This is a genomic window from Aquimarina sp. U1-2, from assembly GCF_017897595.1.
Classification (GTDB): domain Bacteria; phylum Bacteroidota; class Bacteroidia; order Flavobacteriales; family Flavobacteriaceae; genus Aquimarina.
The window spans coordinates 51,584-65,759 of record NZ_JAGKIK010000021.1 but is presented as its reverse complement, the minus strand read 5'-3'; the positions used below and the strand labels follow the sequence as shown (position 1 = coordinate 65,759).

Here is a 14,176-nt window from a genome sequence, read left to right as displayed (position 1 = left end):
TCTTTTAAAGCTTCTAAAACAACTTTTGTCTTGAATTTTGAAGTAAATTTTCTTCGTGTCATAATACAGTAAATTTAATCATTTTTTGAACTTAATTTACTGCCCTAATTTTGGGGGGAATTATAATCCTCTAGCTTTGAATTTTTTATTTGGAAATTGCTGAGTAATGGAAAGTATGCTATCAACATATTTTAGTCCAGTTTCATTACTGTACAGGTATGACATTAACTCATAGCCTCTGATTAGTTCTTTAGTGTTATTTTCAAGTTTAGCTTTACAGATATAGGTATTACCATAATATTTTAAGAGTATGGAATCAGGTTTACTTTTAAGATACATTTGCCTGATAAACTTGTAATCTCTATTAGTAATTGAATTAAATTCCTTTGAATCTTTTGACTCCTGGGAGATAAGTAATATGTGAACAAAGTAAAATAGTATTTGGATTACTTTCAAATTTATCATCTTTAAAAGATTAAGAAACAAATAAACAAAAAAAGACGCAATCTGTATAAACTCATATTTTATCTAAATATTCTTTGTAACAAGTAAAAAATACTTTAGGCTAATGCATTTGCTATGAATCTTTTAAAATTATCCTAAGCTCAATTTGTAGAAATGCTACTTTAAGTAATCCAAATTCGTGAATTGGGAACTCCAAATTCATGAATCTGGATTTATCCCCCTTGCATCCCACCCATACAATCCCCTACATTTGACTCCAACAAACCCACAAATCATCAAACCCATGAATCATTTTACATACAATACCCGCAGTCAATTTCTAGTTGATACCATACACGCCCTGCACCTTAAACTCGATCAGTTTATGTATAACCTGGTGCACCATAGCCGGTATGAGATTATTCTTTACTTATGGATTCATAAACTGTATGACAAGCAAAAAACTAGCGAAGAAGCAGTACAATTGATCTACAAGGCGAGGAATCTCTTTTTGTTGGGGAAATGTGGGAGTTAGTATAAAGTAATTAGTATTTGAGTATGTGAGTGATGAGTGTAGAGTTTATGACTTATCACTTTGGATTTCCTCCTAGCAAAGGGCAAGTGAGGTGCTTTGAATTCAGAATTCAGAATGATGAACGTAAGAAATGTAAAAGTTAAAATGAAAAATATAAAAGTAACAAGTAAGTTCCTTATCCCTACTTGAGAGGATCAGGGCGAGAGAAAGACGACAGAAAATCTTTGTACACAATACTTAACACTCATTACTAAATAAAAAGGGAAACATTAAAAACCATCAAATCATCAATAATCATGAAAATCATCAACAATCAAATAGAAACCATCGCCCGTATCGATCGGTTGATCAGGATGCAAGCTAGAGGCACACCCGAAGCTCTCGCTAATAGGTTGGGTGTTTCAAAAGCTACGTTATACCGAACGCTTAGTGTAATGAAAAATCTCAATGCCCCAATCACCTACCAGCATGAACTAAAAAGTTTTGTATATGAAAAAGCAGTAGGCTTTCGGTTTGGGTTTTATAGCGAGCCGATGGTAGCACCTGGTATTTAGTACATAGTACAAAGTATGAAGTAGAAAGTAATTATTGGAGTATGCTCTCCTTGAGGAGGTGTTTTAATTTAGAATTTCGAATTCAGAATGATGAATGGAAGAAATGAAAAATGAAAAACTGATAAATCTAAAATGTAAAAGTAACAAGCCAACTCCTTCTCACATTGGAAGAGGGTTAAAGGCGAAAGGAAAGATGACAAAAACCTTAGTAATAATACAGTGTACTGAGCAATAAAAAAAGACGTTGCGCGGCGTTAAGGCGGAAACTGAAAAGCCTTTAATAGAGTAGGTAACTAATAAAACTAAAACTCATGAAAAGAATTAAAAAAATTTCGAATAATTTTTATACGCTTATGACAATGTCACTTATGGTACTATTTGTAAGCTGTTACCAAGATGATTACAGTGAAAATACTGAAATAGGATTACAATCAGAATATATGAAATATAGCGGGCAAGAGCTATTTGCTGGTTTATTCTTTTATCAAAATAAAATTGCTGATGATGTGAAACCCTTACGAGACGGTAAAATAATGATTGAAAAGTTTATTGAAAAATTAAATTTTGATCAAGCAAAGGATACGCATACTAAAATAAAATCAGTAGAAGAATCTATGAGTGAAATGGCCAGTTTCACGACTGATTTTATATTAAAAGAAGATCCTGGTTTTTTTGAAAAATTTGAAAAAGTTTTTAAATCAGGTAACTTGTATGCTATGAACAGAATGATGCACCGGTCTGCTAAATTAATCAATCAGTCGCTGTCATTATCCCCTAATTTCAAAAGAGCAACCGCTATAGGAAGAGCTATAGAAGAAGATGAAGACCTTAAAAATAAACTTTCTACTTTGGATATATCAAAAACAGAGGATAGAAATCAACTAAACCAAATCTTCGATAATGTAAGTAAAAATTTAAAAATTGAAGAGCATGATGATCCTCAAGCCTTGGTTTTTGCAGGTGCTGTCGCTATAGCGTATGCAATTGCAGGAGCTGTTTCTATTGCGGTAGCAGTATATAGTGTATATTTTAAAGTCGCCTATTGGGGCGGAGGTGGAGGCGAAGACTGCGGAGCAGATGATCCAACTACGGAGGACAGGCCCTGTGATTCAGTAAATAATACGCCTAGCATAGAACAAGAAAGATTTATTGCAGCAATAAATAGCACTATACAAGGAAACTAAAATAAATAACGATGATTAAAAGAGTAGTTTTTTCGATTTGGTTGATTGGCGCAATCCTAGTTTTTTTTTCGTCATTTGCCAATCAAATACTTATAGATAGTACTATTCAAAGGCAAATCAGTTATGCTTTTCCAGAAGGCTGGGGATTCTTCACAAAGAATCCCCGAGACCTTCTAATGGAAGTCTATAAAAAAATGGAAAATGGTGAATTTAAAAAAATAGATGTTAGCAATCATTCCTTTTCAAATGCGTTTGGATTATCCAGAAAAGTAAGAATGATAGGGTATGAAGCTTCTGTAATCAGTTCAGGTATAACGCAAAAGAATTGGGTTCAAAATAACTCTAACCTGTTACAAGATCATATTCATGATTCGATAAAAGTTATAAAAAGTACAATTAAAAATACGTATTTAACAGAAGGGGAGTATATCTTTAAGGTCTTTCGCCCAGTACCTTTTGTTTGGGCAAATCAAAATCAAGAAGCTTTTAATCCAACTAAATTTGTTCGAATCAAATTACTAGATTATGATACATCGAATTAATAGCAATAATACCATTACTTTAGCTAGAGCATTATTGGCCACAGGCATTATCATTACCCTTTTATTTAATACAATGTCAGATTTATTTCCGGAACATCATATTTTGGAAATTAAGGATAACGCTAGTGGTTTGATGAAACTTAATTATTTTCTATGGTTCGAAAATTTGTCTATTCCTTATTATTTCTCCATTGTTTCATTGATTATAGCTATATGTGGATTTTTCCCCCGCTATCTCTCTATAGTACAAAGTTGGGTTACATATTCGGTTTTTCATACAATGTTAATTGTAGAAGGAGGAGATCAGATATCCGTCATTCTGTCACTATTAATGATTCCTGTTTGTATTTTAGATACAAGGTCAAATGGTTGGAAAATGATCAGAACGAAAGTTAAACCTGATCATAGAAAAGGTTTTTGGTATTACAATGCAAAATGTGCTTTACTTTTTATAGCTGTGCAAATGGCAGTATTATACTTAAATGCTGGTATATCCAAAATATTTGCAGCCGAGTGGGATAGCGGGACTGCGGTTTATTATTGGTTTTATGATACAACATTTGGTGCTCCCATTTGGGTTAAAAATTCTATAGGGTTTTTGTTTACCAATAAATATTCTGTTAGTTTCATCAATTGGGGTGTTATTTTTTTAGAGTTATCGCTATTTATAACTTTATTTTTAAAACAAGATAAAAAATATATATTTTTCATTTTAGGAATTATATTTCATTTTTTCATAATTTTAATACATGGTCTACCTACATTTTTTTTAGCAATGAGCGCAGGATTAATTTTATATTGTTTTCGATTAGACAAATCAATACAGGAGAATTTAAATTTTATTAAAATAAGTTTCACACAATTAAAAAAACAAATATGAATTCATTTCAGGATACTTCCAGATTACCAAAATTTACGTTCTTGATTTTAGTAATTCCACTAATTCCAATAGGTGCTATACTATGGAATACTACTATTGATTTTTTTGATGTTTTGGCCATAGCGATCATTGTCTTAGTTGCGCTTCTCTGCTATTTTCTTAAATTAAAAATCACTATGAACCATCAAAATATAAGCTACCGCTTGTCACCCATAATAGCTACAAAACATTTAAAGTGGAACAATATTCACAAGATAGAGTTAGTAAAAGCGAAAGCATTAAGTACATATGGCGGCTGGGGACTTCGGTATTCGTTTAAAAATGGATGGGGGTATGTTATGGATTCAGATACACTTATGGTAGTTCATAAAAAGAATGGGAAGAAAATTGCGTTTTCGATTAAGGATATTGAAGCTTTTAAGGAATTTGCTCAAAATCATCCGGTAATTTCAGATAAGTTCATCGATCAAGCTATTGCAGTACCCTCTTAAGCCAAAAATGAGTATATAAATAGGCTAAAGATGTTCTGTTGTCATCTTCTTCTACACAATTTTAAAATTTTTGCATAGCCTTTAGCTCTGGAAGCTTTTTGGAATGAAATACAAGATGCTATGAATAAGTAGACGGAAAATCGATTAGTTAATCAGAATAAACCAGGTTTAAGTGACCTAAAACAAAAAAAGCCTGAAAAGCAGTAAACTTTTCAGGCTTGTTTAGAAATATCTTGAAGTTAATTTTCCTTTTTATCTCTGGGTTTTCTATCCCCTTTGGATTTGTCGCCTTCGGGTCGTGGAGGTCGAGGTAGTAACGCTTTTCTAGATACCTTTTCTTTACGTGTTCTGGAATCTATACCAAAATACTTCACGTCCATAATATCTCCAATATTTACCACATCGGTCACAGTATTGGTGCGTTCCCAGGCTAACTCAGAGATATGAAGTAAAACTTCGTTACCGGGTGCTTCAGTATACTCTACAACAGCACCAAAATCTAATATTTTAATGACTTTAACCTCATACACACTTCCTACTTCTGGTTTAAAAATAATAGCATCTATTTTTGCCAACACCTTCTCAATTCCTTCTTGATCGGTACCTAAAATTTCGACATTGCCTTCTTCAGTCACAGGATCTTCGTTAATCACTATGGTAGTATTGGTTTCTTTTTGCAGTTCCTGAATCACTTTTCCGCCAGGGCCAATTAATGCACCAATATATTCTCCAGGAATAGTGCGGGTTACCATCTTTGGCGCATGTGCTTTTACTTCAGCATTTGGTGTGGCAATAGTTTCTGTCAATTTATTCAGGATGTGCAAACGACCATCGGCAGCTTGTTTTAAGGCATTAACCAAAATTTCATACGATAAACCTTTAACTTTAATATCCATTTGACAAGCGGTAATACCATCAGCTGTACCCGTAACTTTAAAGTCCATGTCGCCCAAATGATCTTCATCCCCTAAAATATCAGATAATACGGCGTATTTTCCGGTTTCACTATCAGAGATCAGACCCATCGCAATACCTGAAACTGGTTTTTTTAATTGTACACCAGCATCCATTAGTGCCATAGTACCAGAACAAACCGTCGCCATAGAAGAGGAACCGTTAGATTCTAATACTTCTGAAACAACTCGAACAGTATATGGGCAATCTTCAGGAATCATGCCTTTTAATGCACGCTGTGCCAAATTACCGTGTCCTACTTCTCTTCGGGAAGTACCTCGAATTGGTCTGGCTTCACCTGTAGAAAAAGGAGGGAAGTTGTAATGTAAATAAAAAGTTTCTTCTCCTTCATATGATGGCATATCTATTTGATTCGCTTCTCTAGAAGTTCCTAAAGTTACTGTTGCCAACGCTTGCGTTTCCCCTCTTGTAAAAATAGAAGACCCGTGTGTTGACGGTAAGTAATCTACCTCGCACCAAATTGGTCGTATTTCTGTAGTTTTTCTACCGTCTAGACGAAGCCCTTCGTTAAGGGTTAAGTCACGTACGGCCTCTTTTTCGGCTTTGTGATAATATTTAGACACCAAATCTCCAAAATCTTCTAACTCTTCTTCAGAAAATGTGGCTTTGATTTCTTCTTTGATTTCTGAAAATGCTGAGCTTCGTTCATGTTTTGCAGATCCTGCTTTGGCTACGGCATATACTTTGTCGTAAGCCATATCATGTATTTTTTTCGCTAATGCTTCATCTGCTCGCTCTGGGTCATATTCACGTGTTTCCTTTTTACCGAAGGCTTCGGCTAGTTTTAATTGCGCGGCACATTGAACTTTAATAGCTTCGTGAGCAAATTGTATAGCTTCTACCATTTCTTCTTCAGAAATCTCATCCATTTCACCTTCTACCATCATTACAGAGTCTGCGGAAGCTCCAATTACCATGTCTATATCAGACTCTTCTAATTGAGCTCTGGTTGGATTGATGATAAATTCTCCGTTTATTCTTCCTACGCGAACTTCTGAAATGGCACACTCAAATGGGAAATCTGATAACTGTATTGCTGCAGATGCTGCTAATCCAGCCATGGCATCAGGCATTACGTTCTCGTCATGAGACATTAGTTGAATCATTACCTGAGTTTCTGCATGATAGTCCTTTGGAAAAAGTGGGCGTAGCACTCGGTCTACCAAACGCATGGTAAGCACTTCTCCGTCACTAGGTCTGGCTTCTCTCTTAAAAAAACCACCAGGATATCTACCTGAGGCTGCAAATTTTTCTCTATAGTCCACAGTTAGCGGTAAAAAATCTACATCACTTTGCTTGTAGTTAGACACTACAGTACAAAGCAACATACATTTACCTGATTGTACAACTACAGAACCATGAGCCTGTTTTGCTAATTTTCCGGTTTCGATAGAGATTTCTCTACCATCACCAAGGTCTATGACCTCTCTATACACTTTTGGAATCATATTATTTTTTTGATTCTTATCTGCCAATTTATAAGCCTTTACGTTATGTAGAGACTGGCAGATATAATTAAACATTGGTTTCCGTCTAACTCGGACGGACAAGGTTGTGTTGTTGTAGTAATTGCGCGACCAATGAAAAACTAAGGCATACATCTACACGTAATATAGATGCTTTTTTTAATTATTATGTTGATAAAAAAAGAGGCACGAGGCCTCTTTTTAATTATTTTCTTAATCCTAATTCTTTTACAATTGCACGATATCTCATGATATCTTTTTTCTTTAAGTAATCTAATAGATCTCTACGTTTACCTACGAGTTTTACTAACGAACGCTCTGTATTAAAATCTTTACGATTCTTTTTTAAGTGCTCGGTAAGGTGCGTAATTCTGTGCGTAAATAATGCAATTTGACCTTCTGCAGAACCACTGTCATTTTTATCTTTTCCGTGTTTTGCGAAGATTTCTTCTTTAATTTCTTTTGTTAGATACATTCCAATATTATTTAAATGATTTTTATGTATTGAACTCGTTTACTCTTTTTTTAAATGAGTTCGTCGATAACATCTCGCTATCAGCGTGCAAATATAATCTTTTTTAATGTTAGAAAAACATTTTATAGTAGAAACATTTTTTTTCGTTTGTTATTTAAGTACATATAGGTCAGTACTTAGTTACTTATAAGAATAAGACACTATACTACTGTCTAATTGAGCCCTTCATCAAAGCTCAGGACAGGCTCAATCGAAACCTATTTTACAAAGACGAAAAGTTATCGACTTTAGTCTATGCTGAGCGCAGTCGAAGTACTCAAACGGACATATGATAAGATTTTAAATTACTGAATTTAAGCCCTTCCGTATTTATCAACTGACTTTTACAAGTCTAATTTGACAAAGGTCTATTAAGGATCAAATCGAGGTACAAATTCACCTTTTGTTTTAATTCTTGTCTCGGAGTGATAAAGTCTAAAAATCCATGATCTAATAAAAACTCTGAAGTTTGAAATCCTTCTGGCAATTCTTGTCCTGTTGTATCTCGAACTACACGCGGACCAGCAAAACCAATTAATGCTCCTGGTTCGGCGATATTAATATCTCCCAACATGGCAAACGAAGCGGTCGTGCCTCCTGTGGTAGGATCTGTGCATAAAGAGATATATGGAATGTGCGCATCTGCCAATTGTGCCAATTTTGACGAGGTTTTTGCCAATTGCATTAAAGATAAAGCAGCCTCCATCATACGAGCTCCTCCTGATTTTGAAATAATCATGAAAGGAATTTTGTGTTCTAAAGAATAATCTGCAGCCCGTGCTATTTTTTCACCAACTACACTACCCATAGATCCTCCAATAAATGAAAAATCCATACAGGCGATGACAAGATCGTTTCCGTTAGATTTTCCTACAGCCGTTCGAACAGCATCTTTGAGATCTGTTTTTTCTTCTGCTTCTTTAAGACGATCTACATATTTTTTCTTGTCTTCAAATTTAAGCGGATCCTTAGATGATAAATTTTTATCTAATTCTTTGAATTGATTATCATCAAATAAAATTTCGAAATATTCTTTACTTCCAATTCTTACATGATATCCATCTTCGGGACTAACATAGAAGTTTTTTTCAAGTTGTTCGGCATCTACAATTTTTCCGGTAGGGGATTTATACCAGAGTCCTTTAGGGACATCCTTTTTATCTTCGGTAGCGGTTTGTATACCTTTTTGTGTTCTTTTAAACCAAGCCATATATTCGTATATTAAAAAAGCTGAAACTATCTGGGTGTAGTTTCAGCTTGGTATTTTTTGTTATAACGTATTCACATTATTTAAATCTTCGAACGCTTTCTTTAAACGGTTCTTAAACGTAATTTCGCCTTCTCTAAGCCATTTTCTGGGATCGTAATATTTTTTATTGGGTTCTTCAGCGCCTTCGGGATTACCAATTTGTGTTTTTAAATACTCAATATTATTCATCATATAATCTCGAATTCCTTCGTTAAATGCAAACTGAAGATCGGTATCAATATTCATTTTAATCACACCATATCCTATGGCTTCTCTTATTTCTTCTACTGAAGAACCACTACCACCATGAAATACGAAATCGATATGATTATGACCAACCCCGTACTTGTTAGAGACAAATTCTTGCGAGTTCTTAAGGATTTTAGGGGTAAGCTTCACATTACCTGGTTTATACACACCATGAACATTCCCAAAAGCAGCAGCTACAGTAAATTTATCACTTACTTTGCTTAGTTCTTCATAGGCATATGCAACTTCTTCAGGTTGTGTATATAGTTTAGAATCGTCTACATCGCTATTATCAACGCCATCTTCTTCACCACCGGTAATCCCAAGTTCTATTTCTAGGGTCATCCCCATTTTACTCATTCGAGTAAGGTACTTTTTGCAAATTTCAATATTTTCTTCGATAGGCTCTTCAGATAGATCTAACATATGAGAACTATAGAGTGGTTTTCCATTTTCTTTGTAAAATTGTTCTCCGGCATTTAATAACCCATCAATCCAGGGAAGCAACTTTTTGGCACAGTGATCTGTATGTAAGATAACAGGCACACCATACGCTTCAGACAATAAGTGCACATGTTTTGCACCTGCTACTGCACCGGCTATTGCTGCTTTTTGATCTTCATTAGAAAGACCTTTTCCTGCATTAAATTGTGCTCCACCATTAGAGAATTGTATAATTACCGGGGAGTTTAATGTTGCAGCGGTTTCTAGAACTCCATTAATAGAATTAGATCCTATCACATTTACTGCGGGTAATGCAAAAGCTTTTTCTTTGGCATATTTAAAAATTTCTTGTACTTCGTCCCCTGTAGCAACTCCTGGTTTGATGTTGTGACTCATAATTTAGTTTTGGTTTATAAGCTTACAAAAATAATAAAATAATACAGAAACAAATACGAATGCAACAATCTTTGCACGGGTATAGTAAACTCGGATACCGAGCTTAAAAGGGATAATTAATACCGAAATTATAAACAGCTTCAGAAAATCGATATCCTTTAAACCATCTTTGATCTTCGTCGTTGGCGGGGTTAAAGGTTTTAAATCCGATATCTAGTCGTATCACAAAAAAATCAAAATCATATCGAAGTCCGAAACCAGAACCTACAGCGATTTCCTGTAAATCATCGAGTCGCGAAAAAACAGCATCTTCATCTTCAACATTGTCTAGCACATTCCATATGTTTCCGGCGTCGATAAAAAAAGCTCCGTTTAAAGCACCTAGAATATTGTAACGGTATTCTAGGTTTGCAGCTAGTTTTAGGTTGGCCTCGTTAAATTCGTTTCGGCTTCGAGTACTACCCGGACCCAAATCATAGGCTAGCCATGCACGGTTATCATTTGGTCCGCCACCAAAGAAACTTCGTGCAAAAGGGATACTATTCGCATTTCCGTAGGGGATAGCCACACCTCCAAAATACCTGAAAGCCACAATATTTTTTCTGCCTAAATCCCAATGCTTGATATAATCCAGTTCGGTCTTGGCATATTGCGAAAATTCTACACCAAAGATCTCGAAACGGTCTCTAGAGTTTTCTTGTAATTCTGCAATATTAGAAATGGCATTCAAAACATTCCCGGCAAATTCAAACTTTACCCTGAATCTAGAATAGTCTTCATCAGAAAGATTTTCTTTATTGTTTTTGGTAAACGTATAACTTGACGCAAAAATCAAATTATCTTCGGTTAATCTAGTTTTTCGCTCATCAATATTACGTATTTCTTGTAGTTGGGTAGCTGTAAGATCTGCATCACGATCGGGCCCTAGAGATTCTTGAATAAACCCTTCAGCACCTGTAGGAATCGTAAGTACGGCATTATCTATGGTTGGAGCTCCGTCTTCGGGTTGAAAAAAGAAACTAGAGGATGGTTCTAAAACGTCTTGTGCTATCGTATTTAACTCAGTAAATGATGTATTATAAATGTTGAAGTAATTATTCGTATTTAAATTTCGAACGTATTGAACATTAACAATATCAATTTGATTCGATATCTTTTTATTGGGGCGCCATTGATAATTGAATACGCCGGTTGCATTTTGTCGATCCAGGCCAATATTTTGCTGGACGTTAATCCCAAAAATAAGGTTAGTTGTGGGAGACATGCGCTTGGGAATAATTTTATTAGTTCGTATCGGAAAAACAATTTTCGGAAATGACAAGCGTACATCGGTGCCTACTTCTGAAATATTAAAAAAGCGTTCCCCACCATCTACGGCATCGCTAGATGAACCGATACTTCCTCTCGCCGAAATTTCAAGTATTTCTGCACCTCCAAATACGTTTCTAATTAATAATGACCCACCAAAACCAATACCAAATGCCTGAATCTGAGAAGTAGATACATCAAACTGCGCATTAAAACTATACTTCTTCTTTGGTGTTAAACGAATATTAGCGATCAAACTTTTTCCTGTGATATCATTTTTATCTATATCGTATGTAATATTGGGATATTTAAAAGTTCTCAAATTGTTAATCTGGTTATTGGTAATCGTTCGATCACTTTCTTTAAAAATTTCTCCGGGAGTGATAAGAATAGAGTTGGCTATTGCTTTTCGGGTATACTTGATCTCATCATAAGCATAAATTTTGTATCCATTGTAAGAGGTACTATCTTTTGGAGTTTTATTTCTATTTTCGTAAGAATAATCTGTAAATACATTAACTCGACTTATCTTATGCACTTTAAAAGGTACTCTGGCAGTAGAATCACCATAACTTACGGGTCTATTTTTGATTAATAAGTTAAGGTTAACTTTATGATTAGTGCCCACCGTATCGGCATCAAATTTTATGAATTCTTTTTCAAAATGATAAAGGCCCGAATTACGGAAAAGAGAGGTAACTCGCTCTCGTTCTGACTCTAAATCTAATGTTTTATATTGTTTACCAGTAATAATAGTACTATTTGCGGCATTGGCTTTATATATCGAATCTGCTACATTAGACGTTATCTTCGTTTTTAAAGAATCAATAAAGTAAGGTGCTTTTGGTGTTACAAAATAATTAACTATTGCTGTTTTATCGTCACGTTTATCAATTTTGTAATCGGTTTTTACATTAAACCAGCCATGGTTCCAGTAATAGGCCTGTAGTTTTTTTGCAGAGCGCCTTGCTTTTGACTCATCAACTATCACCGGGGGTTCTCCAGAGCTTTTGATCCATTGGTTGATCGTAGATAATCCTGCACCTAATCGGTCTATTTGTTTTTTAGAAAGAAGGTTGATCATTCTTTTTTTTCGATTGGGCTTGCGATGTAACCAATCTCTATACAACGAATCCCGATCTACACTAGCCAAATTATAGACATGAAGACGCAGTGGGATACCGGCTAATCTCGCATTGGGTTCTTGATACAATAGATTTTCGAGCTTTATAGCATTAGTTTTGACACTATCTATAAAAATCAGGTTTTTTTCTAGCAGATATTCATCCTCCGGAACTCTTTTTACCGCATTACACGAAAATAAAAAGGTGGTGATTAAGGTTATAAATAATATTTTTGTCAGAAAGTCTTTCAATCCCTTATTGATTATGGATTCAAAAATACATTATTTGTATGGTTAGCAAAAACCAAAAGAAACTTATAAAAAGTTTATATCAAAAAAAGTACCGAAAACAACACGGGTTGTTTGTAGCAGAAGGTAAAAAGGTGATTAACGAATTGCTTTCGGCCGGTCTTCTTCTTCATCAACTCTATACGATAAATGAAGATGTTTTTAAGGTGACAGAAGATGTAATGCACACAATTACCCTCGACGAATTGAAGAAAATTAGTTTTTTAACTACACCGCAAACAGCTTTGGCCGTTTTTCGTATCCCTGAACCAAAAGAAATTGATACATCTGGTTTGGTCATAGCTCTAGACGATGTTCGGGATCCTGGTAATTTGGGAACGATAATTCGTTTATGTGATTGGTTTGGGGTGCCCGATTTGGTGTGTTCAACACAAACTGTAGATTGTTATAATCCGAAGGTTATTCAGGCGACTATGGGTTCGATAACTAGAGTGAATATTACGTATCTGGATCTGGCCGAGTTTTTAAGTTTACAAAAATTGAATACTCAGCTTTTTGGAACCTTTATGCAAGGTGATTCTTTATATTCAAAAATAGTCCCAGAACAAGCTGTTATTGTCATGGGAAATGAAGCTAACGGAATAAGAAAAGAAATTGAAGCTTTGTTAACCGATATGATCACCATACCACAATTTGGAACCCATAAAGAAACCGAAAGTCTTAATGTTGCTACCGCTACAGCTGTGGTACTTAGCGAATTTCGAAGAGTATCCTTACGTTAGATTATTGAAAGGTGAAGTTGATAAAAATTCCTCGGGTCGACATTTGATCTATGGTTGAGGTATAAGGGCTGTTAGGATCATTGTCTTGTACCAGTTCGTCAGACATAGCAAATACGCCTCGAATAGACGGGGTAAATTTGAAATAATACAGATACAAATCTACTCCAAAACCTATCTCAAAGTAGTTGGTATTTGTTTTCATTCTAAATTCTCCTGCATTATTATCATCAGGATTATCTTCATTACTTGACAAGTTAATCGAGGTAGATATACCTCCCACTATAAAAGGTTTAAAGTTATTTAAACGTTTTGCCGATACTTTAAGCAGTAGAGGAATGTGCACATAGGTAGATCTTACTTCTCTGAAAGATTCAAATTGAGAAGTGAAAAGAGGATTATTAAAGGTAATATCCCTGCGGGTGAAAGTCACCATCGGCTCTAGTCTTAGATCCAGGTAATCGTTTATTCTCATATTACCCAAAAGCCCAACACTAAATCCTACAGTTTTGTCTACAGTAATATCTTCGTCTTCAAAATCACTAGTGTAGTCAAAGTTAAAATCATAACTATTTAATCCTAATATATATCCCCAGCTAAATCTTGGTTTATCAAAATTTTGCAGGTTTTGTACTTTTTCTTTAGAGAATAGTTGTGCACTTACCTCTTGAGTGCAAACTAAAATTACAATAAGGATAAATAATCTTTTCATTTATTTAAAATTTACTCGATAATCGAGATGTAAAGGCTCCAAGTCTTACCTCGAAATAAAAACTAGTTTCCAACTGATGTCT

Annotated in this window: 13 protein-coding genes; 7 read left to right on the top strand and 6 right to left on the bottom strand. The window is 34.9% G+C overall.

Annotated features, from left to right (window positions below; all coding sequences use genetic code 11):
* The first annotated feature begins 643 nt into the window (after positions 1-643).
* The 6 genes from J8281_RS18015 to J8281_RS17990 all read left to right on the top strand — a co-directional run bounded on the left by J8281_RS18015 (position 644) and on the right by J8281_RS17990 (position 4,630).
* Positions 644-979: a hypothetical protein gene (locus tag J8281_RS18015; protein ID WP_210199055.1), complete on the top strand. Its 336-nt coding sequence runs from the start codon at positions 644-646 to the stop codon at positions 977-979.
* Between the two features lie 296 nt (positions 980-1,275).
* On the top strand, positions 1,276-1,533 hold the full coding sequence (locus tag J8281_RS18010; protein ID WP_210199054.1) for an HTH domain-containing protein: 258 nt from the start codon (positions 1,276-1,278) through the stop codon (positions 1,531-1,533).
* Between the two features lie 311 nt (positions 1,534-1,844).
* On the top strand, positions 1,845-2,717 hold the full coding sequence (locus J8281_RS18005; RefSeq protein ID WP_210199053.1) for a hypothetical protein: 873 nt from the start codon (positions 1,845-1,847) through the stop codon (positions 2,715-2,717).
* Between the two features lie 11 nt (positions 2,718-2,728).
* A complete protein-coding gene (locus tag J8281_RS18000; RefSeq protein ID WP_210199052.1) occupies positions 2,729-3,259 on the top strand; it encodes an SdpA family antimicrobial peptide system protein in 531 nt (176 codons plus the stop codon).
* Complete coding sequence (locus J8281_RS17995; protein ID WP_210199051.1) at positions 3,243-4,139, top strand: hypothetical protein; 897 nt, start codon at positions 3,243-3,245, stop codon at positions 4,137-4,139. Before J8281_RS18000 ends, J8281_RS17995 begins: the two co-directional genes overlap by 17 nt.
* Positions 4,136-4,630, top strand: a complete 495-nt coding sequence (locus J8281_RS17990; RefSeq protein WP_210199050.1) for a hypothetical protein — start codon at positions 4,136-4,138, stop codon at positions 4,628-4,630. The genes J8281_RS17995 and J8281_RS17990 overlap by 4 nt, the downstream gene beginning before the upstream one ends.
* A gap of 239 nt (positions 4,631-4,869) precedes the next feature.
* On the opposite strand, the gene J8281_RS17985 is transcribed toward J8281_RS17990, so the two are convergent.
* From J8281_RS17985 to J8281_RS17965, 5 genes are all read right to left on the bottom strand, one after another.
* Positions 4,870-7,053: a polyribonucleotide nucleotidyltransferase gene (locus J8281_RS17985; RefSeq protein WP_210199059.1), complete on the bottom strand. Its 2,184-nt coding sequence runs from the start codon at positions 7,051-7,053 to the stop codon at positions 4,870-4,872.
* 223 nt (positions 7,054-7,276) lie between these two features.
* A complete protein-coding gene (gene rpsO / locus J8281_RS17980) occupies positions 7,277-7,546 on the bottom strand; it encodes a 30S ribosomal protein S15 (RefSeq protein ID WP_140596714.1) in 270 nt (89 codons plus the stop codon).
* A 391-nt stretch (positions 7,547-7,937) separates the two neighbouring features.
* Positions 7,938-8,795 carry an acetyl-CoA carboxylase, carboxyltransferase subunit beta gene (gene accD / locus J8281_RS17975; protein ID WP_210199049.1) on the bottom strand — a complete coding sequence of 286 codons (858 nt, stop codon included), beginning with the start codon at positions 8,793-8,795 and terminating at the stop codon, positions 7,938-7,940.
* A gap of 60 nt (positions 8,796-8,855) precedes the next feature.
* On the bottom strand, positions 8,856-9,923 hold the full coding sequence (gene fbaA, locus J8281_RS17970) for a class II fructose-bisphosphate aldolase (RefSeq protein WP_210199048.1): 1,068 nt from the start codon (positions 9,921-9,923) through the stop codon (positions 8,856-8,858).
* Positions 9,924-10,026: 103 nt separating this feature from the next.
* Positions 10,027-12,606 (bottom strand): BamA/TamA family outer membrane protein, encoded by a 2,580-nt coding sequence (locus J8281_RS17965; RefSeq protein WP_210199047.1) that lies wholly within the window; start codon positions 12,604-12,606, stop codon positions 10,027-10,029.
* Between the two features lie 38 nt (positions 12,607-12,644).
* Between J8281_RS17965 and J8281_RS17960 the strand changes: the two genes are divergently transcribed.
* Positions 12,645-13,385 (top strand): RNA methyltransferase, encoded by a 741-nt coding sequence (locus tag J8281_RS17960; RefSeq protein ID WP_210199046.1) that lies wholly within the window; start codon positions 12,645-12,647, stop codon positions 13,383-13,385.
* A gap of 1 nt (position 13,386) precedes the next feature.
* Here the strand turns inward: J8281_RS17960 and J8281_RS17955 are convergent, their stop codons facing one another.
* Positions 13,387-14,094 carry a porin family protein gene (locus J8281_RS17955; RefSeq protein ID WP_210199045.1) on the bottom strand — a complete coding sequence of 236 codons (708 nt, stop codon included), beginning with the start codon at positions 14,092-14,094 and terminating at the stop codon, positions 13,387-13,389.
* Between the last annotated feature and the right edge of the window lie 82 nt (positions 14,095-14,176).